Source organism: Occultella gossypii, from assembly GCF_019947135.1.
Lineage (GTDB): Bacteria > Actinomycetota > Actinomycetes > Actinomycetales > Beutenbergiaceae > Occultella > Occultella gossypii.
On record NZ_JAGSHT010000007.1, the window covers coordinates 242,026 to 265,115 of the forward strand.

General features: G+C 71.0%; 26 protein-coding genes. 10 read left to right on the forward strand and 16 right to left on the reverse strand.

From position 1 onward, the window contains the following. Nucleotides 1-24: 24 nt before the first annotated feature. Nucleotides 25-804: an IclR family transcriptional regulator gene (locus tag KCQ71_RS27565; RefSeq protein ID WP_223404525.1), complete on the reverse strand. Its 780-nt coding sequence runs from the start codon at nucleotides 802-804 to the stop codon at nucleotides 25-27. A 145-nt stretch (nucleotides 805-949) separates the two neighbouring features. Here KCQ71_RS27565 and KCQ71_RS07780 point away from each other — a divergent pair, with 145 nt between their 5' ends. After that, nucleotides 950-1,807, forward strand: coding sequence for an amidohydrolase family protein (locus KCQ71_RS07780; RefSeq protein ID WP_223404528.1), 858 nt, complete (start codon nucleotides 950-952; stop codon nucleotides 1,805-1,807). Between the two features lie 2 nt (nucleotides 1,808-1,809). Here the strand turns inward: KCQ71_RS07780 and KCQ71_RS07785 are convergent, their stop codons facing one another. The 5 genes from KCQ71_RS07785 to KCQ71_RS07805 form a co-directional block, all read right to left on the reverse strand. Further along, on the reverse strand, nucleotides 1,810-2,691 hold the full coding sequence (locus tag KCQ71_RS07785) for a hypothetical protein (protein WP_223404530.1): 882 nt from the start codon (nucleotides 2,689-2,691) through the stop codon (nucleotides 1,810-1,812). A 69-nt stretch (nucleotides 2,692-2,760) separates the two neighbouring features. Beyond that, nucleotides 2,761-3,591 carry a carbohydrate ABC transporter permease gene (locus KCQ71_RS07790; RefSeq protein WP_223404532.1) on the reverse strand — a complete coding sequence of 277 codons (831 nt, stop codon included), beginning with the start codon at nucleotides 3,589-3,591 and terminating at the stop codon, nucleotides 2,761-2,763. Next, nucleotides 3,591-4,517, reverse strand: coding sequence for a carbohydrate ABC transporter permease (locus tag KCQ71_RS07795; protein WP_223404533.1), 927 nt, complete (start codon nucleotides 4,515-4,517; stop codon nucleotides 3,591-3,593). Before KCQ71_RS07795 ends, KCQ71_RS07790 begins: the two co-directional genes overlap by 1 nt. Continuing rightward, nucleotides 4,514-5,815, reverse strand: coding sequence for an ABC transporter substrate-binding protein (locus KCQ71_RS07800; protein ID WP_223404535.1), 1,302 nt, complete (start codon nucleotides 5,813-5,815; stop codon nucleotides 4,514-4,516). Before KCQ71_RS07800 ends, KCQ71_RS07795 begins: the two co-directional genes overlap by 4 nt. Nucleotides 5,816-6,022: 207 nt before the next feature. Next, nucleotides 6,023-7,066 carry a zinc-dependent alcohol dehydrogenase gene (locus KCQ71_RS07805; protein WP_223404537.1) on the reverse strand — a complete coding sequence of 348 codons (1,044 nt, stop codon included), beginning with the start codon at nucleotides 7,064-7,066 and terminating at the stop codon, nucleotides 6,023-6,025. Nucleotides 7,067-7,184: 118 nt separating this feature from the next. On the opposite strand from KCQ71_RS07805, the gene KCQ71_RS07810 reads away from it, so the two are divergent. From KCQ71_RS07810 to KCQ71_RS07820, 3 genes are read left to right on the forward strand one after another with little or no spacing between them, the layout of a single operon-like run. Then, nucleotides 7,185-8,060, forward strand: coding sequence for a DNA-3-methyladenine glycosylase family protein (locus KCQ71_RS07810; protein ID WP_223404539.1), 876 nt, complete (start codon nucleotides 7,185-7,187; stop codon nucleotides 8,058-8,060). Next, entirely contained in the window at nucleotides 8,057-8,581 is a 525-nt protein-coding gene (locus KCQ71_RS07815) for a methylated-DNA--[protein]-cysteine S-methyltransferase (protein ID WP_223404541.1), read from the forward strand. The genes KCQ71_RS07810 and KCQ71_RS07815 overlap by 4 nt, the downstream gene beginning before the upstream one ends. 21 nt (nucleotides 8,582-8,602) lie before the next feature. Beyond that, nucleotides 8,603-8,746, forward strand: coding sequence for a hypothetical protein (locus tag KCQ71_RS07820; RefSeq protein ID WP_223404543.1), 144 nt, complete (start codon nucleotides 8,603-8,605; stop codon nucleotides 8,744-8,746). Nucleotides 8,747-8,755: 9 nt separating this feature from the next. On the opposite strand, the gene KCQ71_RS07825 is transcribed toward KCQ71_RS07820, so the two are convergent. Further along, nucleotides 8,756-9,841 (reverse strand): PIN domain-containing protein, encoded by a 1,086-nt coding sequence (locus KCQ71_RS07825; RefSeq protein WP_223404545.1) that lies wholly within the window; start codon nucleotides 9,839-9,841, stop codon nucleotides 8,756-8,758. 85 nt (nucleotides 9,842-9,926) lie between these two features. Between KCQ71_RS07825 and KCQ71_RS07830 the strand changes: the two genes are divergently transcribed. After that, on the forward strand, nucleotides 9,927-10,655 hold the full coding sequence (locus tag KCQ71_RS07830) for a class I SAM-dependent methyltransferase (RefSeq protein ID WP_223404547.1): 729 nt from the start codon (nucleotides 9,927-9,929) through the stop codon (nucleotides 10,653-10,655). Nucleotides 10,656-10,759: 104 nt separating this feature from the next. Here KCQ71_RS07830 and KCQ71_RS07835 read toward each other — a convergent pair whose 3' ends face one another. Beyond that, complete coding sequence (locus tag KCQ71_RS07835; protein WP_223404549.1) at nucleotides 10,760-11,224, reverse strand: winged helix-turn-helix transcriptional regulator; 465 nt, start codon at nucleotides 11,222-11,224, stop codon at nucleotides 10,760-10,762. A gap of 96 nt (nucleotides 11,225-11,320) precedes the next feature. On the opposite strand from KCQ71_RS07835, the gene KCQ71_RS07840 reads away from it, so the two are divergent. Together KCQ71_RS07840 and KCQ71_RS27240 are read left to right on the forward strand one after the other, a co-directional pair. Further along, nucleotides 11,321-12,841, forward strand: coding sequence for an MFS transporter (locus tag KCQ71_RS07840; protein WP_223404551.1), 1,521 nt, complete (start codon nucleotides 11,321-11,323; stop codon nucleotides 12,839-12,841). A 32-nt stretch (nucleotides 12,842-12,873) separates the two neighbouring features. Beyond that, entirely contained in the window at nucleotides 12,874-13,347 is a 474-nt protein-coding gene (locus KCQ71_RS27240) for a MarR family winged helix-turn-helix transcriptional regulator (RefSeq protein ID WP_283248624.1), read from the forward strand. 15 nt (nucleotides 13,348-13,362) lie between these two features. Here KCQ71_RS27240 and KCQ71_RS27570 read toward each other — a convergent pair whose 3' ends face one another. Further along, nucleotides 13,363-14,199, reverse strand: coding sequence for a helix-turn-helix domain-containing protein (locus KCQ71_RS27570; RefSeq protein WP_223404553.1), 837 nt, complete (start codon nucleotides 14,197-14,199; stop codon nucleotides 13,363-13,365). Between the two features lie 50 nt (nucleotides 14,200-14,249). On the opposite strand from KCQ71_RS27570, the gene KCQ71_RS07860 reads away from it, so the two are divergent. After that, nucleotides 14,250-15,080 carry a phytanoyl-CoA dioxygenase family protein gene (locus tag KCQ71_RS07860; RefSeq protein ID WP_223404555.1) on the forward strand — a complete coding sequence of 277 codons (831 nt, stop codon included), beginning with the start codon at nucleotides 14,250-14,252 and terminating at the stop codon, nucleotides 15,078-15,080. Nucleotides 15,081-15,093: 13 nt separating this feature from the next. Here KCQ71_RS07860 and KCQ71_RS07865 read toward each other — a convergent pair whose 3' ends face one another. Beyond that, complete coding sequence (locus tag KCQ71_RS07865) at nucleotides 15,094-15,471, reverse strand: VOC family protein (protein WP_223404557.1); 378 nt, start codon at nucleotides 15,469-15,471, stop codon at nucleotides 15,094-15,096. A gap of 39 nt (nucleotides 15,472-15,510) precedes the next feature. Beyond that, nucleotides 15,511-16,686, reverse strand: a complete 1,176-nt coding sequence (locus KCQ71_RS07870; RefSeq protein ID WP_223404637.1) for an acyl-CoA dehydrogenase family protein — start codon at nucleotides 16,684-16,686, stop codon at nucleotides 15,511-15,513. Between the two features lie 222 nt (nucleotides 16,687-16,908). On the opposite strand from KCQ71_RS07870, the gene KCQ71_RS07875 reads away from it, so the two are divergent. Continuing rightward, nucleotides 16,909-17,379: an Rv1443c family protein gene (locus tag KCQ71_RS07875; RefSeq protein ID WP_223404559.1), complete on the forward strand. Its 471-nt coding sequence runs from the start codon at nucleotides 16,909-16,911 to the stop codon at nucleotides 17,377-17,379. A gap of 24 nt (nucleotides 17,380-17,403) precedes the next feature. Here KCQ71_RS07875 and KCQ71_RS07880 read toward each other — a convergent pair whose 3' ends face one another. The 4 genes from KCQ71_RS07880 to KCQ71_RS07895 form a co-directional block, all read right to left on the reverse strand. Then, on the reverse strand, nucleotides 17,404-18,078 hold the full coding sequence (locus KCQ71_RS07880) for a response regulator (RefSeq protein WP_223404561.1): 675 nt from the start codon (nucleotides 18,076-18,078) through the stop codon (nucleotides 17,404-17,406). After that, entirely contained in the window at nucleotides 18,075-20,144 is a 2,070-nt protein-coding gene (locus KCQ71_RS07885; protein ID WP_223404563.1) for a sensor histidine kinase, read from the reverse strand. The genes KCQ71_RS07880 and KCQ71_RS07885 overlap by 4 nt, the downstream gene beginning before the upstream one ends. 19 nt (nucleotides 20,145-20,163) lie before the next feature. Beyond that, nucleotides 20,164-20,877 carry a hypothetical protein gene (locus KCQ71_RS07890; RefSeq protein ID WP_223404565.1) on the reverse strand — a complete coding sequence of 238 codons (714 nt, stop codon included), beginning with the start codon at nucleotides 20,875-20,877 and terminating at the stop codon, nucleotides 20,164-20,166. A gap of 143 nt (nucleotides 20,878-21,020) precedes the next feature. Continuing rightward, nucleotides 21,021-21,719, reverse strand: coding sequence for a GNAT family N-acetyltransferase (locus KCQ71_RS07895; protein ID WP_223404567.1), 699 nt, complete (start codon nucleotides 21,717-21,719; stop codon nucleotides 21,021-21,023). Between the two features lie 104 nt (nucleotides 21,720-21,823). On the opposite strand from KCQ71_RS07895, the gene pyrE reads away from it, so the two are divergent. Continuing rightward, nucleotides 21,824-22,354: an orotate phosphoribosyltransferase gene (pyrE, locus tag KCQ71_RS07900; RefSeq protein ID WP_223404569.1), complete on the forward strand. Its 531-nt coding sequence runs from the start codon at nucleotides 21,824-21,826 to the stop codon at nucleotides 22,352-22,354. 25 nt (nucleotides 22,355-22,379) lie between these two features. Here pyrE and KCQ71_RS07905 read toward each other — a convergent pair whose 3' ends face one another. Further along, nucleotides 22,380-23,090: a GNAT family N-acetyltransferase gene (locus KCQ71_RS07905; protein ID WP_223404571.1), complete on the reverse strand. Its 711-nt coding sequence runs from the start codon at nucleotides 23,088-23,090 to the stop codon at nucleotides 22,380-22,382.

The window sequence follows — 23,090 nt, forward strand, 5'->3', positions numbered from 1 at the left end:
GTCTCGTTGGTGAACACGCTCGTCCTACGCAGGTAGCGTGTGCTCGCCGAGACGCTGTGCGAGCTCCCCGGCCGCCTGCTGCAGCTCGTGACGACACCGGTCCGCCTGCTCCGCGGAGAACCGCGCGGTGGTGCCGCTCACGGAGAGCGCCGCGACCACCTCGCCGTCGCGGTCGAACACCGGCACGGCGACGCAGCGGACGCCGAGGATGTACTCGCCGTCGTCCTCGGCCCAGCCCCGCTCCCGGGCCGCCGCGACGTCCGCCCGCAACGACGCGACGTCGGGCCGGGTGTGCTCGGTGAAGACCTCGAGCCCGCCGTTCCCGTAGAGCTCGGTCAGGCCGGCATCGTCCAGGGCCGTGAGCAGCGCCTTGCCGAGGCCGGTGGCGTGGCAGGGCAGGCGCGCTCCGATGCGCTGGTCGAACACGAGTTTGTGGGTGCCGTGACTCTTGGCGAGGCAGACCTGGTCCGCGCCGGACCGGATCGCGAGCCGGACCGTCTCGCCCGTCGAGTCCCGCACGGCGTCCATGAACGGGCGCGCCCGTTGGCTCAGGCTCTGTGCGCCGTCGTAGGCCTGGCCGACCTCCCAGGCGCGCAGGCCAAGGGTCACCCGCATGGTGACGGGATCGCGCTCGGCCCAGCCGGCTTCGACCAGTGCGCCGATCAGGTGATGCGCGCTCGACTTCGGCAGATCGAGCGCCACCGCCACCTCGGTGAGACTCAGGCTCTCGGAGTCGGCAAGCAGCTCCAGCACCCGCAGGCCGCGGGCGAGCGCAGGTGCGCCGGTGCGTCGTTCGGTGTCCACTACTGATCCCCTGTCGTTCACTCTGTCGAACGATACTTCACCATGGACAACCTGGCCGCCCCGTCGCCACGCAGCCCCGTGGTATCGCGAAGGGCCGGCTCGCTAGGCTTTCCGCGCACGCCCCGCCGGCCCGAGGAGTCGTCCCGTGATCATCGACGCGCACGCCCACGCTTGGGCGCGCTGGCCCTATCCGGCCGCCGTGCCGGACCCGCTCACCCGCGGCAGCGTCGGCTCGCTGCTGTACGAGATGGACGCGGCCGGCGTGGACCGGGCGCTGGTGGTCTGCGCCGGGATCGGCGGCGGTGAGGACCGCACTGACAACACCCGCAACAACGACTACGTCCTGACCGCCGCGGCCGAGCACCCGGATCGCCTGAGTGTCGCCCTCGACGTGGACTCGCGATGGACACCCGAGTACCACCTTCCCGGCGCGCCCCAGCGGCTGGCGAGGGCGCTCGCGGAGGCGGGCGACGCCGTCGGGCAGGTGGTCGGGGTGACCCACTACCTCACGGACGAGACCGACGACTGGTTCGGAAGCGACGACGCTGACGGCTTCCTCTCCACGCTCGCCGCACATGGTCTGCTCCTCTCGCTGCACGCGCGGCCGGCGTGGTTCGGGGCCGTCGCCGCGGCGGCGCGAGCGCACCCGGACGTGGCGGTGCTGATCCACCATCAGGGCCACGTCGATGCCGATGCACCGGGCGAGGTCGCGGCCCTGCGTGACCTCGCAACGGTGGCGAACGTGTACGTGAAGGTCAGCGGGTTCCACTACCTCACCGAGCGCACGTGGGACTTCCCCTACCCCGACCGGCGCGTGCTGGCGGATCTGCTGGAGCACTTCGGGCCGCAGCGGCTGGCGTGGGGATCGGACTTCCCGGTCTCCCGTCCGCACCTGACCTATCGGCAGACCCTGGAGGCAGTCCGGGCGCATTCAGGGCTCGACGGCGGATCCTCGGCCGCCGTACTCGGCGGCACCATGGCGGGGCTGCTCGGGCTCGGCTGAGGTCAGCTTGAGAAGGGCTCCAGCGCGCCGCTGAAGTCCAGTTCGTCCGGCTCGAGCCACTGGGCCACGACCTCGGTCACGGCCTCGACATGCGTTGAGTCGGCGACCACGAGCTGCACCTCGAGCAGTCCGCTGACGCCGCTGCCGGTCGACAGCAGGTCCAACTCCTCCCAGACGGCGTTGAGAGCGTCCTGCGCCGCGCGGATCTCGGACTGCAGCGGCAGGTCGCTGGTCTGCACGCACAGCGGCCCGGCGTAGACCTCGCGGAAATCCTCCCGGGCCTCGGTCGCGTCGCCGGAGACGAGCACGTTCATCACGTCGCCACCGCCGGAGACGTAACTGAGCACGTACCCGTCGTAGGCCTCGAGGAGCATCATCAGGTCCGACTGCTGGGTGAGCAGGTCGGTGCCCTCGGGCCCACCGCCGGCCTGGGTCTCGTCGTCACACAGCTCCGGGAACTCGAGGGGTTCGGGCGTCGGCGCCACCCACCCGGCCGGCGGCTCGGAGGTCGGCGGCTCGGTCAACGTGAAGGAGGTCCCGTCGTAGGTGCCGACTACCCAGGCGTCGCCCCAGGTCCGTCCAGAGGCCGATTCGTGGTCCAGCGTGTCCCAGCGCTCGAAGCCGATCAGTTCGGGTCCAGCGCACTGGGGCGGGTACGACGTCAGGATGCCGCCGAGACAGATCTCGGCCGGCTCACCATCGACCTGCATGATCGTGCCGACGCCGACCAGGACCTCGCCGGCCGGGTCGGAGTTGGTGCCACTGATCGTCGGACCACCGTCCGACGGGCCGCCGCTGCCCGGTGAACCGCCGAGCCCACCGCACGCCGCAAGCACCAGCCCCGCGACCACGCCCAGTGCCGCTCCCACCCACCGTCGCCCCATGCCGAGCCTCCCTCGTCCTACCGGGCTTATGTCGCGCGCGCCGCCTGGATTGCAGGAACGGGGTACCCGTCAGCCCTTCAAGCCGCTCGCGAAGCCCTTGATGATGTACTTCTGCAGCAGGAAGTAGACGATCAGCACCGGCAGGATCGCCATCACGATGCCCGCGAACGTCATGCCCCAGTTCGTCGCGTACTCACCGCGGAACGCGTAGATCGCCACGGTCAGGGTTCGCTTGTCCGAGCCGCCGAGGTAGAGCAGCGGGGTCAGGAAGTCGTTCCAGATATTGATGGCGTTGATGATGATCACCGTGCCGGTCACCGGCCGCAACAGCGGGAACGCGATCCTCGAGTAAACCTGCCACTGCGAGGCGCCGTCCACCCGAGCCGCCTCCTCGTAGGTCGGTGACTGAGCGCGCAGGAAGCCGGTGTACAGGAAAATCGTGATCGGCAGCAGCGACCCGACGTGGAACACGATCAGCGAGGTGTAGGTCTGCAGCAGACCGAGGTCGCGCATCAACGTGTAGAGCGGCACCATGCCCAGTTGCAAGGGGATCATCATCCCGAGCAGGAACAGCATGAGCAGCACCCCATGGATGCGACGGCCTCCCCGGACGATGGTGAACGCGGCCGCCGAGCCGATGAGGACCAGCAGCACGATGCTGAGCGAGGTGACCACCACCGAGTTGGCCAGGGCGCGGCCCAACTCTCCCTCGGCCCAGGCGTTGGTGAAGTTCTCGAGGTTCAGCGACTGCGGCAGCGCGATCGCGGACTCAGCCACCTCCGCCGAGGACTTGAACGCCATCGTCACCATCACATAGACGGGGAAGATGAACGCGACGACGGCCGCGATCATGACGATCTCGAGCCAGATGTTGCTCGCTCCGTACCGAATCCGGGACATCACGCCTCCACCTCGCCGCGTCGAGTCGCCGAGATCTGCACGAAGGCGATCATCGCCACGATCATCGTCAGCACGAGTGCGATCGCGGTGCCGTAGCCGTAGTGGCCGAGCACGAACACCTCGCGGTACATCAGCAGGGAGAGGGTCTCGGTGGCGTATCCGGGCCCACCGCTGGTCATCACGAAGACCTGGTCGAAGAGCTTCAGTCCGCCGATCATGGTCAGCGCCAGCACGATCGTGGTGGCCTGCCCGATCATCGGCCTGGTGATGCTCCAGAACCGGCGCCACCGGCCGGCCCCGTTGAGCGAGGCAGCCTCGTACAGTTCCTCCGGCACCCCCTGCAGGCCGGCGAGGAAGATCACCATGGACAGCCCCACGTGCTGCCACACGACGGTCACGATGACCGACCACAGCGCGACCGACGAGTCCCCCAGCCAGTTCTGGACCAGGGCATCGAGCCCGATACCGGATAGCACCGTGTCGATCGGCCCGCCTCGCGAGTACATGAACTGCCAGAGCACGCCGATCGCGATCGGGGGCAACAGCATCGGGGCGAAGAACAGGGTGCGCAGCAGGTTCCGCGAGCGGATGGCGGTGTTCAGTGCCAGTGCCAGCACGAGCCCGAGCAGGCTCTGTCCGATCACCACCGCCACGGACAGTACGAGCGTGTTTCGCAGCGAGGCGAGTGCGCGCTCGTCCTGGACGAGCTCGGCGAAGTTCGCGCCGCCGATGAACGAGGGGTAGGGCCCACCGTTCCAGTCGGTGAACGCGTAGTAAGCACCGGACAGGCTCGGGTAGACGACCACGACGCCGTAGGCGACCAGGGCGGGCACGATGAACCACCACGAGACCCTGGTCCGTGGTCGGCGCCGCCGCTCCGGCTGACGTGCCAGGCCACCCAGCGGCGCAGTCTGGACTGACGTCACGCGCCGTCCCCGAAGGCCGCATCCATCTCGGCCAGCAGCTCATCGATGGTCTTGGTTCCCTCGACCACCTGTTGGCCGGTCGCCATCAGCACCTGTTGCACCTCACCGTTCGGCCAGAGGTGATTGGCGAACGGCGTGGTCCGGTCCTCGTCCCGGAACACCTGCAGCACGTCGTTCAGGTCGTTGTCGACCGGGTCCGCGTTCGCGAGCGCGGGCACCATCGCGGTCTCCTCCGCATACTGCGCCGCACGGGCCGGGTCGGAGAGGTACTCCAGGAAGGCCAGCGCAGTCGGGGCGTTCTCAGCATTGGCGTTCACCACGAGGTAGTCGGGCGAGAACGGGGTCCAGGTCTCGGCCGGGTCGTCGGTGGCCGGGAGGGCGAAGATGCCGATGTCGTCGAGCCCACCGGGCGCGTAGTCCGCGAGCACCGCAGCCGACCCGGAGGTGAGCGCGATCATCGCGGCATCCCCGGTTCCGACCTGCTGGATCGTTTGGTCGCTCGCGACGCCGAGCGGCTGGTCGGTGGTGTAGCCGAGCTCGATCAGGGAGAGGAACTTCTCCCAGGTCTCATGCCACCCCTCCGACTCCGCGAACGTCGTCTCGCCGGCCGCACGCTGCTCGATGAAGTCGGGGTCGAGGTTCGCCACGAGCGACGCCGAGAGCATGTACGGGATGAACTGGATGTACGCGGGTGTGCCCAGCCCGAGCGCGATCGGCGTCGTGCCCGCGGCCTTGATCTGTTCGCAGACGTCGAGGAACTCGGTCCACGTGGTCGGCACCTCGACGCCGACCTCCTCGAAGACGCTCCGGTTGTAGAACATCAGGAGCCCCTGGCCGCTCATCGGGTACGCGAACAGGCCGTCGTCGTTGCTCATCAGGGGCAGGAACGAGTCCGGCACCTGCTCGACCCACGGCTGGTCGGACAGGTCCATGACGTTGCCCTCGCCGGCCAGCGAGAGGACGGCCGACGGTACCGACGAACCCGGCGCCGAACGGAACATGTCCGGCGCGGTCCCGGACGTGATCTGGATCCGCAGCTGCTCGTTCAGGGAGTCGACCTGCTGGAACTCGGCGTCGATGGTCGCCCCGGTCTCCTCCTCGAACTGGTCGTAGAAGAGTTCCAGGCCGCGGTTCTGCTCGGGGCTCGTCGCGAGCGTGAGCTCACCACCGATCTCCCCGTCTCCCGATCCGTCGGGATCGGAGCCTGGTCCAGTGCTTGACCCGCACGCGACGAGCGTGCCGGCGAGCGCCAGCGCAACCACGGGAAAGAGTCCGCGCGAGCGGGACCGACGAGACATAACGCCCTCCATTGATGCGAGATGTGGTTCCGGCTCGGATTCCGGGCCGAACGGAACACCATCGGTGGCGTTCCATATGTTGAACTGCAGTTTGTTCAGGTGAACCCACGTTAGCACCGGCTCATGACGACAGCTCCGGTGACCCCGTTCAGGTGGATCGGCCCAGGCGTCGAACCGGTGCCCGTCGAAGGCCCGCCGCCGTGTCCCTCATGACCGGAGTCGATCCGGCGCGAACGCGACGAGGATCTTGCTCGCGGGGTCCGAGCCGTCGGCCAGGCCGGCGAACGCGGCCTGCGCCTGTTCGGGGCCGACGGTGCGCGAGATGAGCGGCGCCAGCTCCGCGCTCGCCCCGGCAGCCCATGCGGCGGTGTCCGCGAAGTGGACAGGTGCGTAGCAGAACGCGCCGACCAGGGTGCGTTCCGCCGTCGAGATCGCGTAGGCGGGTAGCTCGACGGTCGGTGCGCCCATGCCGACGAGCACCACGGTGCCGCCGGCCGCCGTCGCGGCGAGTGCGGTCGCCAGGGTCGCGCTCACGCCGACGGCGTCGATGGTGACGTCGATCTCGCCGGCCGACTCGTGCACGTCGTCGGCGCCGGGATCGACGACGGCGAACCCGAGCCGGGCGACGAGCGTCCGGCGGGCGGGGTGGGGCTCCGAGACGAGGACGGACGCCGCGCCGAGCCGGCGGCAGGCGATCGCGACGGCCTGCCCGATCGGGCCGCCTCCGAGAACGAGCACCCGCGAGTCCGAGTCGACGCCGCCGCGCAATGCCGCGTGGTAGCCGACCGCGAGGGGCTCGACGAGGGCGCCGACGGCGACATCGCCGGCGAACGGTACGAGGTTGGCCGCGGGGGCCGCGAGGTAGTCGGCGAACGCGCTCGAGATGGCGGGGTCGACGCCGATCACGCGGCGCCGGGCGCAGATGTGGGCGTTGCCCTCGAGGCAGCGCGCGCACGTGCCGCAGGCGAGGTTGGGATTCAGTACCACGACGTCACCGAGCGCGTGGCCGGTGGCGCCGTCACCGAGCGCCGCGACGATGCCGACCGTCTCGTGCCCCATGACCTGACCGGGCTGGCGACGCCCGTTCTCGCCGGTGTAGCCGTGCAGGTCGGAGCCGCAGATCCCGGTCGCCACGATGCGCACGAGCACCTCCCCCGGCGCCGGGAGGGGGGTGGGTCGATCCTCAAGGAGGAGGGTGCCGAAGTCGGCGAGCACGAGTGCGCGCATCTGTGCGGGGACGGTCGTGGGCATCGGTGCCTCGTTCTCTATTGTGAACTGCGTTTCTAGATGCGGAACCACCCTAACGGGCTAGCACTGCCGGTGTCGACGTGCCGAGGCGGTGTCGGAGGTGAGTGACACGATGGGCCGCATGCCGTTGACGACCGTTGCGCTCCCGTTCACCCCCCCGCTCGACGGTGACGCGATGTGGGACTACCTCGCCGCGCGCATCATCGCCGGCGTCGAGGAGATCGACGCGCACACCTACCGGCGCACGCTGGCGCTGCCGCACGGTCCCGGCGTGATCACGATCGCGCGGCCGGCACCGGGTGCGTCCAGCCTGAGCCTGGAGGTTTGCGCACATGCCGGGGACCTCGATGCCGCGGCCGCCGCGGCCGGCCGGATCGCAGATCTGGGTGCCGATCCGGCCGCGATCGTCGCCGGGCTGGGTGAGCATCCGTGGCTCGGACCTCTCGTGCGTGCGCGGCCCGGAGTGCGCGCACCGGGACAGGCGGACGGGTTCGAGATCGCGGTGCGGGCGGTCCTGGGCCAGCAGGTCTCACTCGCTGCCGCGTGTACGCACACCTCCCGCCTCGCCCGGGCGATCGGGACTCCGCTGGCCGCACCGAGCGGCGCGCTCACCCACATGTTCCCGACCCCGGCGCAGCTCGCCCGGGTCGACCCGGACGACGGTGAGACGCTCGCGATGCCAGCCGGGCGCCGTCGGGCCCTGATCGCGCTCGCCCGGGCCGCCGACGACGGACTCGACCTTGACGGCGGACTCGACGCGGACGAGGCCGAGCGGCGCCTGCTCGCGCTTCCCGGGATCGGGCCGTGGACGACGCAGTACGTACGTATGCGCGCTCTCGGCGACCCGGACGCCTACTGTGGCACCGACCTGGTGCTCCGGCGGGCGGCGGAGCGGCTCGCGGGCGCGACGGTGGACCCGATCGGCACGGAGTTCTCGCCGTGGCGCACCTATGCCGCCCACCACCTGTGGCGGTACGCCCAACTGGAGGCAACATGACCGAGATCGCCAAGGCCGGGATGAGCAGGGCCGGCACCACCTACCGCCACGACCTCGACTCCCCCATCGGGACGCTCGTACTGCTCGCCGACGCCGACGGCGCGCTCACCGGGCTGCTCTACCCGGGGCACCGGACCATCACCCTCGCCGACGGCGCCATCGCAGACCCAGCGCCGTTCCGGGACGTGCAGACCCAGCTCGAGGAGTACTTCGCGGGTGGGCGGACGGTGTTCGATGTGCCCCTCGCCCCGGTGGGAACGACCTTCCAGAAGGCGGCGTGGGAACAGCTGCTGCTGATCCCGTTCGGCGAGACCCGCACGTATGGCCAGATCGCGGACGCGCTCGGGCAGCCCGGCGCGGCCCGCGCGGTCGGCCTCGCGAACAACCGCAACCCGATCTCGATCATCGTGCCGTGCCATCGGGTGATCGGCGCCGGCGGCAACCTGACCGGCTACGGCGGCGGCATCGACGCCAAGAAGTTCCTCCTGGACCTGGAGTCCCGGGGATCGACCCTGTTCTGAATCGCGCAGACCCTGGACCGGGTGCCGAACACGGCCTTCGTGCCCGGCCCGCTCGGCGCCTACAACTCCGAGGTGGACCCGCTCCACCACGACGCCGTGGGCCAACGTGAACTGGGCCGGCGCTACGTCGCCGCGGCGCGGGGCCTGCTGAGCCCGCCCGGGTGAGGTGAGCGGTCAGGTGCTGACCAGATAGTCCTCGGTGTCGTCGTCCCAGCGCAACGTCACCGCACCGGCCTCCGCCGCGGCCCGGCAGAACTGAAGGAAGTTGCGGTAGCCGAGCGCCTTCTCGGAGAAGTCCGGGCGACGCTTGCGCAGGTGGTTCTTGAGGCCGGACAGAGCCGACGGCCCGTCCGACTCGGAGACCACGGCGGCGACCAGCGCGAACGCATCTTCCCGTTCGTCGCGCTCGGGCAGGGACACCTCCGGGTCGCCTGCGGCCGGGCCCGTGCCCAACTCGACGATGCCGCGCTCGGCCAGGTTGCGGAGCACCTCCCCGAACGTGCGGTAGCCGTGGTCGGACTCACTGAAGGTCGGGTCCTTGCGGAGCAGGGTGCGCTTGAGGACCGAGGCCGTCACCGTCGCACTCGTGGAGGACTGCAACCCCGCGAGCGTCTGCGCGACGAGGACGTCCAGCGCGGTCGTGTCGTCGGCGATTTCCTCGTCGCTCTCGTCCTCGTCCAGGGTCTCGGGGGTCGGCGCCGGATCCGGGGCCGCCTTGAGCCGCGTCTCCCGGCGGGTGGCGGGGGCAGCTTCGGCGCGCCTGGCCGGCGTGGGCTCCGGGACCTCCACACCCTCGAGTCGGTCGTAGAACAGGAACTCGTCGCAGGCGGGCGGCAGCAGCCGGGACGTCGACTTCTCCACGCCCACGCCGATGACGCGCTTGTTCAGTTCCCGGAGCTTGTGCACCAGTGGGGAGAAGTCGCTGTCCCCGGTGCACATGACGAAGGTGGAGATGTAGTCGCGCTCGAACGCCATCTCGATCGCGTCCACCACCATCTTGATGTCGGCGGCGTTCTTACGGGAGGCGCCCATGCGCTGGGGCATCTCGATCAGCTCCACCTGGTGCCGGGTGAGCGAGCGACGGTCCTCGTCGAAGTAGGACCAGTCCGCGTAGGCGCGGCGCACCACCACCCGTCCGCGCACAGCCAGGGCGTCCGCGATCGGACCGAAGTCGAAGGTCATCCCGCCCAGGTGCTCACGCGCGCCGAGCGCAAGGTTCTCGTAGTCGAGGAATACGGCGAGGCGCTCTTCGGAATCCATACCCGCCAGCCTATGGGGGTCCCGCCGAGTGCGCCGACCCAGGGCCGGATGGCGGGGTCGGCGGCGTGTGGCAGGGTGAGGCACCATGACCGAGTTGAGCGATTTCGTCAGGGCGGGCAACCAGGGCATGGACCCTGCCGCCTACGAGATCGAGAACGCGGCCATCGACCCGGACGGCACGCTCTGGGCGCGCCTGGAGACGGTCGCGCCGTGGGCCGGGCGCAGGCTCCTCGACCTCGGCTGCGGCAGCGGATTCTGGCTGCCCCGCTACGCCGACGCGGCCCAGGTGATCGGGGTGGAACCCGATCCCGCCCTGCTGCCGCTCGCGCAGTCGCGGCCCGGCGGTGCCGAGGTGCGGCACGGCTCCGCCGAGCACATCCCGCTCCCGGACGACTCCGTGGACGTGGTGCACGCCCGCTTCGCCTATTTCTTCCCCGGCCCGGACTTCGATGCCACCCCCGGCCTCCTCGAGGTCCAACGGGTCCTCGCCCCCGGCGGCGCGCTCGTGGTGATAGACAACGACCACGACGACGGCGAGTTCGCCGAACTGCTCGCGGTCAGCCCCTGGGCCGCCGAGCAGGGCACCGGGACCTACATCCTCGACTGGTGGCGCGAGCACGGAGCCACGAGCGAAGCGGTGCTGAGCAGCTGGAGCTTCGAGTCCCGGGCCGACCTCGAAACGGTGCTCCGGCTGGAGTTCCCGCCAGCCGTCGCCGACCCGTGGCTGCGCGCGCACCGGCACCGGCTCGGACTCAGTTACGGCTACGTGGTGCACACCTGGCGCCCGCGGGGGCCGGGCCGGCACGCGGCCTGAGCGGCACGCACCAGGCGCCGGTGACGTATGGAGTTGTCCACACCCGCTCCGCGCCGATCGCGCAGAGGTCCGCTGCCCGTCCTGGGGCTTCGTCGACTCCCGGTCTAGTCCGCCGCGCCGGCCGCGGAGGTTTCGCGCAGATCCGCCTCACGCTTGTCGTAGTCGGCGCGGGCCCGGGCGATCTCCTCCTGGTGAGCCTCGGTCCACACCACGAGCGACTTGATCGTCGCGTGCAGGGTGCGCCCGAGCGGCGTGAGGGCATAGTCGACTCGGGGTGGCACGACCGGGTGGACGGTGCGCTCCACCAGTCCGTCCCGCTCGAGGTGGCGCAGCGTGCGGGTCAGCATCCGCTGGCTGATCCCGTCGATCTCACGCTTCAGTTCGGTGAACCGCAGGCTGCGCCGGTCGAGCAGCGCGATGGCGAGCAGCGACCACTTGTCCGCGACCCGATCCAGGATCTGGCGCACCTCACAGTCCTCGCGGGCGTCCCACTGCCAGACGTCGTAGTCGGAGCGATGGCCTGCGGTATCCGCGGGAGAACCGAGTGACTGAGAAGTGCCTTCTTCCATAGTCGCCCATCGTGCCGCACGCTTGGCGAGGTTACAAGAAGTAACCGACCAGCAATCGGGGAACCACAGACCCCGGGGCGAAGGGAAGGACGTGGCATGGAACAGCCGGCAGCCACCAGGATGAGCGCGCGGGACCTCGGGGTGCTGGTGGTCCTGTGTGGGGCGATCTTCCTTGAGGGCAGCGACGTCGCGATGCTGAACGTGGCCCTTCCTGCGATCCGCACGGACCTGGGTCTGACCACCACCGAACTGAGCGGCGTGATCACCGCCTACGTGGTGGGCTACGGCGGCTTCATGCTGCTCGGTGGACGCGCAGCCGATGTGTTCGGACGGCGCCGGATGTTCCTGACCTGGCTGGTGGTGTTCCTCCTGTTCTCCGGTCTCGGCGGGTTCGCCACCGAGGGCTGGATGCTGCTCCTCGCCCGGTTCGTGACCGGGATCGCCGCGGGCTTCCTCACGCCGGCCGGGATCTCGCTCATCACGACCTCGTTCGCGGAAGGGCCGGCGCGCAACCGTGCCCTGATCATCTACGGCGCGGCCGGCGCCGCCGGGTTCTCGCTGGGTCTCGTGGCGGGCGGTCTGCTCACCGCGATCGGCTGGCGATGGGTGTTCTTCGCCCCGGTGCTGATCGCCGCGGTGCTGCTCGCACTGGCGATCCCGCTGCTCACCGAACCGCCCGACGGCGGGCGGCGTGGCCGGCTGGGCGTGCCCGCGGCGCTCACGCTGACGGCCTCGATGGTGCTGTTCGCGTACGGGCTGACCCTCCTCGAGCGAGTCCACGAGATGGGTGTGCAGGCCGTCGGCACGCTGCTCCTGGCCACCGCGCTGCTGGTCGTCTTCGCATTCGGCCAACGCCGAGCCGCGGACCCGCTGATCCGGCCGGGACTGCTGCGCGCACCGGGCCTGGCCGCCGCGAACGTGACCGCGCTGCTGTTCGCCGGCTCGTTCTACGGGTTCCAGTTCCTGACCACCCTGTACCTGCAGGAGCTGCGCGGCTGGACCGCGCTGCAGACCGGGCTCGCGATGCTGCTGATGGCGCTCGACGTGGTCCTCGCACCGACGCTCGCGCCCCGGCTGGTGCAGCGGTTCGGGGTGCGTCGGGTGATCGCGGGCGGGCTCCTCGCGGGCCTGGTCGCCTACACCCTGTTCCTCCGTGCGGACCTCGATTGGGCCTATGCCGCGATGGTGCCGACCATGGTCGGTATCGGCTTCATGTTCGCTCTCGTCTACGGCCCGCTCGCGATCGCCGCGACCGACGGGGTGGCCGGGTCTGAGCAAGGGGTCGCCGGAGGGCTGCTCAACACGTCCCTGCAGTTCGGGGCGGCGCTGGGGATCTCCGCCGCCACCGCGGTTCAGGTCGCGGCGCTCGGGGCGGCGACCGGACCGGAAGCAGGGCTGGACGCGATCCGTACGGCGATCGGAGTGCCGATCGTCTTCGTGCTCCTCGGTGCCGTGGTGATCACGGTCGGCGGCCGGCCCCACTCGGGCCGGCGCGGCGACCCGCATCGGTCGACGGGCGCGGTCGCGACTTCCACATCGGACGAATTGTCCGCCGCGTGTTTGCCCCGGGAACCCGACCCGTCCGGTCCGGAGTCCGCGCCGGCGCCGGCGCGCTGATCGGTCCCGGCCCGGGGGTCGCCCGTCGCTCCTTGCGACCCTCCACCAGTGAGCGCGACCGGTTGGTCGAGGAGATCTTCCAGGCCCAGCACGCCATGATGCGCGCGAGCCTGGCCTCGCAGCTCGAGCCACTGCTGGACAGCACGCTGACGATGCAGCAGTTCAGGCTGCTCGCCGTCGTGCACTTCCATGGCGAACAGACGATGACGGCGCTCGCCGACGCGATGCGACTCTCGCCGCCCACGGTCTCCGCCGCCGTCGACCGACTCGTGGAGCGCGGCCTGGTGAGCCGCCGCGAGGACCCGACCGATCGCCGGGTGCGGCTGATCGGCCTGGCCACTGAGGGCAGGCGGCTGTTCCGGGACCTCGAGGACTCCCGATCCCGGCTCGGCCGGGAGATCCTCGCCGGCCTGGACACCGACGCGCTCCGTGCGCTCGCCGCGGCCGACGCCCAGCTCGTTGCGGCGGTCGACCGCACGCTGGGCACCGGCGGGGCCGGGGACTAGCGCCCGACGGCGTCGTCAGAGCTCCCTCCGGCCCCGGAACTCGCTGGGGCTCATCCCGTACCGGGCCCGGAACCGGGAGGCGAAGTACATCGGACTCTCGAACCCGCACGACGCGGCGATGGACGTGACGGTGCGGCTGGTCAGCTCCAGCGACCGGGCGGCCTCCGCCAGCCGGCGGCGTTCCACGAACCGCTGCGGGCTCACCCCGAACTGGCTGACGAACAGGTGGGCGAAGCGGGATGGGGAGAGCGAGCTCGCCCGCGCCAGGTTGGCCACCCGCAGAGCGGCCCGCAGGTCCGCATCGATCAGGGCGACCGCCCGGAGCAGCCGTTCGTCGGTGCCCGCCAACTCCCGGGAGAGGTTCACCCGGTCGCACCACAGCAACGCCGACTCCAGTGCGTTCACGGCGGCGAGCTCGCCGTTGCGACCGGCGGTGCCCCGCCCGCCGACTGCGGCGCGCAGAGCCACCTCGATGCCGCGCCGCACCTCACCGGTCGCCTCGATGGCGCCGATGCCCGCCGCCGCCTGCGGCCAGGACAGCAACGGCAGCCAGTCGTCGCGCGGGTGGAAGTGGGCGTACAGGAAGTGCCAGCGCTCCTGCCCGACGGCGGTGCCGTAGTCGTGCAGGGTGCCGGGCCGTACCAGCAGCGTGCGTCCGGGGACGGCCGGCACATCCGTGCTGCGGGCACCGAACCGGCCGGCACCCTCGAGGGTGTGTACCAGAAGCCAGTCTGTGGTGCCCCGCTCCCGGTAGGTGGCGTACCGGGGATCCTCGTCGAACTCGCCGGCCACCACGCGGCGCACGATGGGCGTGTGCGACTCCGGTCGGGCAGCAGAATCTTGAAGGGTCACAAGCGCATCACCTCTTATTCCCGACGCAACGCGGCGGCAGACTCGACGGTATGTCTACCGTAACGAGTACCCCGGTCGCAGTGTGCGCCCCGGCCAGGACAGAGTTCTCCGACTACGATCGCGACGGCGTGCAGCAGGTCCCCGCCGTGTTCAGCGACGCGGAGGTTGAGCGGATCCGCGCAGCCTTCATGGCCCAGGTCGACGCGGACCGTTCGCTGGCCATCGACGACCGCGTGCCGGACGACGACGTGCTGGCCCGCTTCCCACGGTTCATCCATCCCCACCGGCGCCCGGACCTCGCGGTGGGCCGGTTGGCCCTTGATGTCATGTTGGACCGGCGCCTACTCGACGTGGTCACCGGACTGATCGGGCCGGCGCTCGGCGCCCAGTCCATGTTCTACTTCAAGCCGCCCACCGCCCGGGGCCAGGCGATGCACCAGGACAACTTGTTCCTGCGGACCCACCCGGAGACCTGCTTGGCCGCGTGGATCGCCGTCGACGACGTGGACGCTGCGAACGGCGGGCTGGCCGTGGTGCCGGGCTCGCACCGGACCGAGCTGGTCTGTCCCGAACCTGCCGACATGACCCAGTCGTTCACGAACGCCGAGGTGCCGATCCCGGAGGGCATGTCGAAGGTGCAGACCGTGATGAGGGCCGGCGACGTGCTGTTCTTCCACGGCAGCGTGGTGCACGGGTCGCTCGCGAACACCTCGCCGGACCGGTTCCGCCGGTCTCTGATCTTCCACTACGTCCCGGAGGCCAGCACCGAGATCGCCTCGTTCTACCACCCGCTGGTGCACCCCGACCGGAGGGACGTGTTCATCGCCGAGGCGCTCGGCGGCGGCCCATGCGGGGATGGGGTCGGCGCGTCCGGGCCCTGATGCCCGGGCCGTGTCAGCCGAGCCAGAGGCAGAACGGGTGGCCGTGCGGGTCGACGCAGACACGCACGTCCTCCTGCGGCTGGTACTGCGCGAGCGTGGCACCGCACCTGAGCGCGAACTCGACCGAGGTGTCCAGGTCGGTGACCATGATGTCGAGGTGCATCATCATCTGCTGGTGGTCGGCCGTGTTGGGCCACACCGGTGGCGTGAAGACGTCCTCGAGCTGGAACGCCACCGAGATCCCGCCGGCAGGATTGCGCAGGTAGGCGTCGGTCTCCTCCACCCGGGCCACCTCCCAGTCCAACAGCTCCGCATAGAAGTGCGCGAGCGCCGCCGGGTCGGGCGAGCCGATGTTGATCGTGGTCAGCGTCAGACTCGGTCGATCGGTCATGGTTCCTTTCCTCGCCCGCGACGCGACCCTCGCGCCGACTCAGAGCCCGGCGCCGGCCAGGCCCAGTCCGCGGGCGATCACCATCAGTTGCACCTCCGTGGTGCCCTCGCCGATCTCCAGCACCTTCGAGTCACGGTAGTGCCGGGCCACGAGGTTCTCGTTGAGATAACCGTAGCCACCGAAGATCTGGGACGCGTCCCGGGCGTTCGCCATCGCCGCCTCGCTGCCGGTGAGCTTCGCGATGGACGCCTGCATCTTGAACGGCTCCCCCGCCGCCATCTGCCGGGCGGCGTTCAGCCAGGTGAGCCGGGCGGCATGCACCCGCGCCTGCATCCTGGCGATCATGAACGCGGTGTGCTGGTTCTCGGCAAGCGCCCGTCCGAACACCTCACGCTCCTGGGCGTAGCGGATCGCCTCCTCAAGGCACCCCTGCGCCGCACCGGTGCACAAGGCCGCGAACGCGATCCGGCCCTCGTCGAGGGACTCCAGGAAGTTCGCGTACCCGCGCCCGCGCTCGCCGAGCAGGTTCGCCTCGGGCACGCGCACGTTCGTCAGCGTCAGCGGGTGGGTGTCGGACGTGTGCCAACCGACCTTGTCGTAGGCGGGCCCGACCGTCAGCCCCTCGGCCGGGACCGGCACCAGGATCGCGGAGAGTTCCTTCTTGACCGTGCCGTCGGCCCGGGTGGTCCGGCCCGTGACCGCCGTGATCGTGATGAGGCGGGTGATGTCCGTGCCGGAGTTCGTGATGAACTGCTTCGAGCCGTTGATGACCCATTCGCCGTCGACGAGTTCCGCCGTCGTGCAGGTGCCGCCCGCATCGGAGCCGGCCGCGGCCTCCGTGAGCCCGAACGCGCCGAGTGCCTCACCGGACGCGAACCGCGGGATCCACTCGCGCCGTTGCTCCTCCGTGCCGAACCGCATGATCGGCATGGCGCCGAGCCCGACGCCGGCCTCCAGGGTCACCCCGAGGCTCTGGTCCATCCGGCTGATCTGCTCCACGGCCAGGCAGAAGGAGACGTAGTCACCGCCACTGCCGCCGTACTCGGTGGGGAACGGCAGGCCGAACAGGCCCAGGTCCCCCATCTGCTTGATGATGCCGTACGGCAGTTCGCGCTTGGTGTCGTACTCGTAGGAGGCCGGCCGGACCACCGTGTCGGCGAACTCGCGGACCTGCTCGATCAGTTCCTGCTGCTGCGGCGTGAACCCATAGGACATGCTCATGACTCCCTCGTCGGATCTTGTGGATCGTGGCCCGGGTGGTGACCTTGTGGGTCGGTCCCGGGGGGCGTCGACGGCGATCGACCGGTCCGCGGCGCCCGGTCACCTCTGACCGGTGCTCCGCCAGAGCAATTCCTCGACGACGGCGTCCGGGCCCGAGTCTACCGGCGGCACCGCCCGGTGGGCCGGGAAAGGCACCCGGCACCTACCATCGACAGGGTGAGCCCACCCGTGCACGTGACCCGCGGCGTCGGCGTCGCCGCACCGCTGGCCGAGGTGTGGCACCGGGTCACCACCCCTGCCGGCATCAACGACGAACTCGCGCCGTTCCTCACCATGACCATGCCTGCGCGCTGGCAGGCCGGGACGATCGCGACCGCGCCGGTCGGCCAACACCTGGGCAAGGCCCACCTCCGGTTGGCCGGCCTGATCCCGGTCGAGTACGACGACCTGTTCCTCGTCGCGGTGTCGGCCCCGACCATGTTCCATGAGCGTTCGGAGATGCTCACGGCCCGCGTCTGGGAGCACCGGCGCGAACTCGTCAGCCTCGCCGATGGGCTCACCCGGGTCACCGACGAGGTGACGATGATCCCCCGATTCCCGCTGCCCGGGCGTGCCGTGCACGCGCTGATCGACGCCCTCTTCGCGCACCGCCACCGCCGGCTGCGGGCGTGGGCCGACTCGCGCTGACGGTGTGCGCGGCTTGGGCCGGTCTCAGGCCGGATCCGTCACAGCTGTGGGATCCGTGCCGCCGAGACCGCCTTCCCGGGCGCGCACGATCAGTGTTGGCCTGCTCGATACCGACAGCTTCGTCAGGATGGTCGTCACATGGTTGCGGACGGTCTTCGGGCTGAGCACCAGCCGGCGAGCGATGGCCGCGTTGTCATGGCCGCGTGCGACCAGATCGAGGACCTCCCGTTCCCGGGCGGACAGTTCCGGGAACGGCAACCGGACGGCGGTGCGCCCGGACACGAGCGTGGACATCGCCCGGGCCGCGACCTGCGGGCCGAGGATCATCTCCCCGTTGGCGACCGCGCGGATCGCACGTTCCACCTCGTCCGGGCCGGCCGTCTTGAGGAGGTAGCCACGCGCGCCGCAGCGCATGGCCGCGACGACGGCCTCGTCGTCGTCGCTCATGGTGATCACCAGGACCCCGAGACCCGGGTGCTCGCGGACGATCTCCCGGGTGAGCTCGATGCCGGAGTCGTCCCCGAGGTGCAGGTCCATCAGCACCACATCCACCTCGGGGGTGATCGCCACCCGGGCCTGGGCGGCGTCGGCCGCCTGACCCACGACCGTGACCCCGGGCAGCGAGTCGAGCAGCCCGGTCATGCCGAGCCGGAAGACCGGGTGGTCGTCGACGATGGCGACGCGGATCGGCCCGGTCATGTGGAGCCCGCGGTTCCGAGTGTGCCTGCCGCGTTCACCCCGGCACCGGCGCCCGTACCGACCTGCGAGTCGGGCAGGGCCATGCCCGGCGGGCGAACCGGGATCGTGGCCTCGACCGCGGTGCCGTGTGGGGCCAGGTGGCGGACCTCGACCGCCCCACCCAGCTCCTCGGCCCGCTCACGCATCGAAAGGGTGCCGACGCCGACGCGCGCGTCCTCGCGATAGCCGACGCCGCCGTCCCGGCAGGACACGCGCACCGCGGCCTCGACCTCGCACACCTCCAGCTCGCACTCGGCGGCGCCGCTGTGCCGGGCCGCGTTCAACACGGCCTCGGCGGCGATCCCGTAACAGGCCGCGGCGACGGGGTCGGGGAGGTCGGCGTCGACGGCGAAGCGCAGGCGCACGTCGAAGCCGCTGCGCCGGTGCCGCGCCGCCAGTTCCGCGAGCGCGGGCTCGAGTCCGAGCTCCTCGAGCACCGGCGGCAGCAGGGTGCGGGCGATGGTGCGGACATCCTCGATCCGCTGATCGAGTTCGCCCTGCAGCGCCCGGAGCATCTTCGTGGCGCCGTCCGGGTCGGTTCGGATCGTGTTGGCCACGCCCTGCAGGCCCAGGCGCAGGCCCGCGAGCCAGGGGCCGAGCCCGTCGTGGAGCTCGCGTCGGATCACCCGGCGTTCCTGGAGCCGCGCGTCGGTCAGCCGGCGACGGGTCCGCGTGAGCTCGTCGGCCGTGCGGATCAGCACAAGGCCGGCGGTGACGACGGCGGCGAGCTCGTCCAATGCGCGGCGAGTGGTGGCGTCGAGGGTCTCGCCGGGTCGAGGCGTGGCCTCCAGGGTGCCGATCGTCCGGTCCCCGGAGATCAGTGGAACGGCGACGGGGCCGCCGGTCGGCAGGCCCCAGGCGGCCAGCACCGGGGCCACCTCCGGGTTGAGGTCGCCGCCGGTGGAGGTCTCGGCCGGGTCTGTGCCGCGGACCGTGACCGACTCGAGCCGGAGCGCGGTCCCGACGCTCTCCACGAGGGAGGTGAGCAGGCCGTCGTCCGTGCCGCCTCGCCCGATCCGGGTCCCCATCGAGCTAGCCACGCGCCAGGGGTCGTGGGCGACACCGTAGACGAGCCGCCGGATCCGTGCCGCGAACCACAGCCGGGTGGGGCCGACCGCGATAACGACGGCGGCGGCGGCAACCGCCTGGGCGATGCCCTGTCCCGGGATCAGGACCCCGGCGAGCAGCGCCGCCAGGAGGTAGATGCCCGCGAGCGCCGCCGTCAGGACCCCGGCCAGGAGTGCCCGGGACACCGCGAGCTCCATCCCCCACAACCGCTGGCGCAGCACCACCGTGAGGATCGCTGCCGGGAAGAGCGCCTGGCTCGCGAGGTGCAGCGCCGGTGTGAGCCAGTCCGGCACCGTTCCCACCGGGAGCAGGAGCGGCACGAAGGACACGGCCAGCACCAGCGTGCCCAGGCCGAGCCAGCCCAGGCCGACGGCCTCGGACTCGGGCGACCTGCGCCGTCGGGCCTCGACCGCGACAGCGGTGGTCAGCCCGAAGACCACGGCGACGACGAGCACCCCGGCGAGCACCGCGTAGTTGCCGGCCAGGCTCGCCACCAGGGCGGCCGCGGCGATCAGGCCGCCGGTCGCAGGTCCCCACCAGGCGCGGCCGAGCGGCCGCTCCCGGACCAGCCACGGCACCACCAGGAACAGCGCGAGGGTGCCCGGGACCCACGCCCAGCCGAACGTGTCGGCGAGCGGGCCGGGCGTCAGGCCCCGGCTTTCGGCGAACATGCGCCAGCCGCCGCCGAGCGCGGACAGCCCACCACCGACCGCCGTGAGCGCCGCGAGGTAGCCGACCACGTGGCTGCGGCGCAGCAGCACCACGGTGGCGACCGTCCCGTAGACGAGCCCGACCATGACGTCCACGATCAGGAACAGGTCGTCGACGGTGCCGGCCGGCCGGGAGGACAGGAACAGCAGCAGCCCGGCGAGGGCGAGCAGCCACGCTGTCCCGCCCAGGAGGACGGCCAGGCGCGGCAGTCCGTGACCGCCGCGCCCGAGCTCGGTTGGCTCTGACATGAGCAAACTGTAGGGACGGTCAGCGTCCCGGCGTGGTCGTATCGGGCCGGGATTGCGTGCGCAGCGCGGCGAGCGCGACGACGAACAGCCAGACCGGTCCGACGAAGCCCGCCATGTACTGCAGCGGCGACACCCCGACCAGGACGATCAGGGCGCCGAGCACCAGGCTGACGACGCCGATCCCGCGTGGGTAGGCGCGGTGCCGGACGGCCGCCAGACCCAGCGCGAGGCCGGTGACGCCGGCCGTGACCCAGAGCCAGGGGATCGTCGCGACCCAGTGCGAGTAGAACGACACGTCGGTCGCGATCAGCAGCTCCGGCTCGGTCAACCCGAAGACGAACTCGGTGTTCAGGCCCGACCCCAGGACCAGCACGGTGGCGAGCACCACGAGTCCCGCCGCGGCGACGCCCGGCAGCAGCGATCCGGCCGGGGACCGGCGGGCCAGGTGACGGTGCAGGCCGACCGCGAACGGGATCAGCAGGAGTGCCGCCACGATGGTCGCGACGTGGAAGCCGAGCAACTGCGGCACCTGGGTGGACAGGTGCTCGGTGATCGACTCCGGGGTGGGCGGTGCCGCGGGGTCGTACGCCGGGCTGAGTGACAGCGACAGGTAGATGCTCAGCATCCCCGCAAGGCCGGCGCCGATGCCGGCGAGGGCCCAACTGCGAGACGGTGGCTCCGATACCGGACCTCCAGGCGGAACTGTGCGGGGCGCAACGGCGTGTGTGGACATGATCGTTCTCCTTCGACCCGACGGGGTCGGTCACCGTGACCGAGGCGTGCGGGCCCTTCGGAGTCATGCTGAACGGCCCACTGTCCCGGCCGGCAGGGCATGCTGTCCCGGGACTCCGGGCAGTTCCGGTGGGACCGGTGCGCTCAGGAGATCCGCAAGAACTCCCGCGCCTGCTCGGTGCCCGTGAGGGTGACGTCCGGAAGCCGGGCAGCCTCGTTCGCCTCCCAGTCGGCGCGGGCGAGACGGTAGAGCAGCTTCTCGGCCGGGTTGCCCTCGCGGGACTCCAGCCGCACCCCGTTCGGGGAATAGCCGAGCTTGCGGGTGACCCCGTTGGAGGGGCCGTTGTCCGCCCAGGCGCTGGTGGTGGCGACCTCGGCCCCGAGCCCGGCGAACGCCAGGTGCAGCATCAGCGTGCGCATCCGGGTGCCGATGCCCCGGCCCTGATGGGCGCGGCCCAGCCAGGAGCCGGTCTCGACCGTGCGCGCCACCGCGAAGTCACGGGCGTCGATCGCCTGGATGCCCGCGGGGACACCGTCGACGAGGACCGCGAGCTCGATGGTCCACGCATCCGGTGACATCGCGGCCCGCTTGCCCCACTCGTAGGCGAGCACGCTGCGAGCCACCTCCACCGGGGTGCCTCGCGTCCACGGGAAGTCGAAGGGCATGAAGTCCTCGGCGTGCACCCCTCGCGCGGCCACTGCGGCGACCGCGGCCAGCAGTTCGTCGTCGATGTAGCGCAACTCGAGGTCGCCCGACCGCGCGGACAGGCGTGTGAAGGGCCAGAGTGCCGCAGGGCTCAGGTCCGGTTCGTCGGCGGTCTCGGGTTCGATCGGAGCGGGCATGGGCGCCACCCTAACGGCGTCCCTTAGCCTCGATCACGCTGAATTCGCGCCTGCCCGTGGTGCCGGCGACCGTCGGTTGCCCGCGCACCGGTAGCCTCTGGCGCATGGCCGCTGATCAGACCCTCGCCGCTGACATCGACGCCGTCTGCCGCCTGAGCGGCGAGTTCACGCTCCGGTCCGGTCAGGTGTCGGACGAGTACTTCGACAAGTATCTCTTCGAGGCCGACCCACGGCTGCTGGACCGGGTCGCCCTCCAGATGGTCGACCTGCTGCCCGAAGGCACGGACCTCCTCGGTGGACTCGAGCTCGGCGGCGTGCCGATCGCGACCATGGTGTCGGCGAAGACCGGCCTACCCGCGCTCTTCGTCCGCAAGGAGGCCAAGGAGTACGGCACCCGCAAGCTGGCCGAGGGTCCGGACGTGGCCGGCCGCCGGGTGACGCTGATCGAGGACGTCCTGACCACCGGTGGGGCGGTCCGTGCCGCGACGACGGCACTGCGAGAACGAGGCGCGGTCGTGACCGTGGTGGTCTGCGCGATCGACCGTTCGGCCGCCGGACTGAACCCGCTGGCCGACGTCGGCCTCGAGGTGCGCCGGGTGCTGACCAAGGCGCAACTGGACGCCGGCCGCGGCTGAGCCGACCCCGACGCCGAGCAGAGGTTCAGCGAATCCGCAGGAACTCCCGCACCTGCTCCGTTCCGGTGAGGGTGACGTCCGGAAGCCGAACAGCCGCGTTCTCCTCCCAGTCGGCGCGGGTGAGCCGGTACTGCAGCTTCTCGGCGGCTCTGCCGTCCCGGGACTCCACCTGCCGGCCGTTCGGCATATAGCCGAGCTTGCGGGTGACCCCGATGGAGGGGCCGTTGTCCGCCCAGGCGGCGGTGCTGGCGACCTCGGCCCCGAGCCCGGCGAACGCCAGGTGCAGCATCAGCGCGCGCATCCGAGTGCCCAGGCCACGGCCCTGATGGGCACGGCCCAGCCAAGAACCGGTCTTGACCGTGCGCGCCACCGCGAAGTCCCGTGCGGTCATTCCCTGGAGCCCGGCCGGGACGCCGTCGACGAGGACAGCCAGGTCGATCGTCCAGTCCGCGGGTGACATCGCGGCTCGTTTGCCCCACGCGTAGGCGAGCACCCTGCGAGCCACCTCCACCGGGGTCCCACGCGTCCATGGGCTGTTGAACGGGAGTAGGTGCTCGGCGTGCAGGCCGGCGGCGGCCACGGTCGCGACCGCTACCAGTAGTTCGTCGTCGGGGTAGCGCAGTTCGAGGCCGCCCGAGCGCGCCGAGAGGTCCGGGAACGGCCATGGGACGGTTGCACTCGGCTCCGCGTCCTGCGTGGTGGTCTCGTGGTCGGACTCGATGGGATGCTCCAGCAC

Coding starts and splice junctions, on each gene's coding strand:
- KCQ71_RS07785 (WP_223404530.1), bottom strand. CDS start 2,691: ATGGGGCGACGGTGGGTGGGAGCGGCACTGGGCGTGGTCGCGGGGCTG.
- KCQ71_RS07790 (WP_223404532.1), bottom strand. CDS start 3,591: ATGTCCCGGATTCGGTACGGAGCGAGCAACATCTGGCTCGAGATCGTC.
- KCQ71_RS07800 (WP_223404535.1), bottom strand. CDS start 5,815: ATGTCTCGTCGGTCCCGCTCGCGCGGACTCTTTCCCGTGGTTGCGCTG.
- KCQ71_RS07805 (WP_223404537.1), bottom strand. CDS start 7,066: ATGCCCACGACCGTCCCCGCACAGATGCGCGCACTCGTGCTCGCCGAC.
- KCQ71_RS07810 (WP_223404539.1), top strand. CDS start 7,185: ATGCCGTTGACGACCGTTGCGCTCCCGTTCACCCCCCCGCTCGACGGT.
- KCQ71_RS07815 (WP_223404541.1), top strand. CDS start 8,057: ATGACCGAGATCGCCAAGGCCGGGATGAGCAGGGCCGGCACCACCTAC.
- KCQ71_RS07825 (WP_223404545.1), bottom strand. CDS start 9,841: ATGGATTCCGAAGAGCGCCTCGCCGTATTCCTCGACTACGAGAACCTT.
- KCQ71_RS07830 (WP_223404547.1), top strand. CDS start 9,927: ATGACCGAGTTGAGCGATTTCGTCAGGGCGGGCAACCAGGGCATGGAC.
- KCQ71_RS07835 (WP_223404549.1), bottom strand. CDS start 11,224: ATGGAAGAAGGCACTTCTCAGTCACTCGGTTCTCCCGCGGATACCGCA.
- KCQ71_RS07840 (WP_223404551.1), top strand. CDS start 11,321: ATGGAACAGCCGGCAGCCACCAGGATGAGCGCGCGGGACCTCGGGGTG.
- KCQ71_RS07860 (WP_223404555.1), top strand. CDS start 14,250: ATGTCTACCGTAACGAGTACCCCGGTCGCAGTGTGCGCCCCGGCCAGG.
- KCQ71_RS07865 (WP_223404557.1), bottom strand. CDS start 15,471: ATGACCGATCGACCGAGTCTGACGCTGACCACGATCAACATCGGCTCG.
- KCQ71_RS07870 (WP_223404637.1), bottom strand. CDS start 16,686: ATGTCCTATGGGTTCACGCCGCAGCAGCAGGAACTGATCGAGCAGGTC.
- KCQ71_RS07880 (WP_223404561.1), bottom strand. CDS start 18,078: ATGACCGGGCCGATCCGCGTCGCCATCGTCGACGACCACCCGGTCTTC.
- KCQ71_RS07885 (WP_223404563.1), bottom strand. CDS start 20,144: ATGTCAGAGCCAACCGAGCTCGGGCGCGGCGGTCACGGACTGCCGCGC.
- KCQ71_RS07890 (WP_223404565.1), bottom strand. CDS start 20,877: ATGTCCACACACGCCGTTGCGCCCCGCACAGTTCCGCCTGGAGGTCCG.
- KCQ71_RS07895 (WP_223404567.1), bottom strand. CDS start 21,719: ATGCCCGCTCCGATCGAACCCGAGACCGCCGACGAACCGGACCTGAGC.
- pyrE (WP_223404569.1), top strand. CDS start 21,824: ATGGCCGCTGATCAGACCCTCGCCGCTGACATCGACGCCGTCTGCCGC.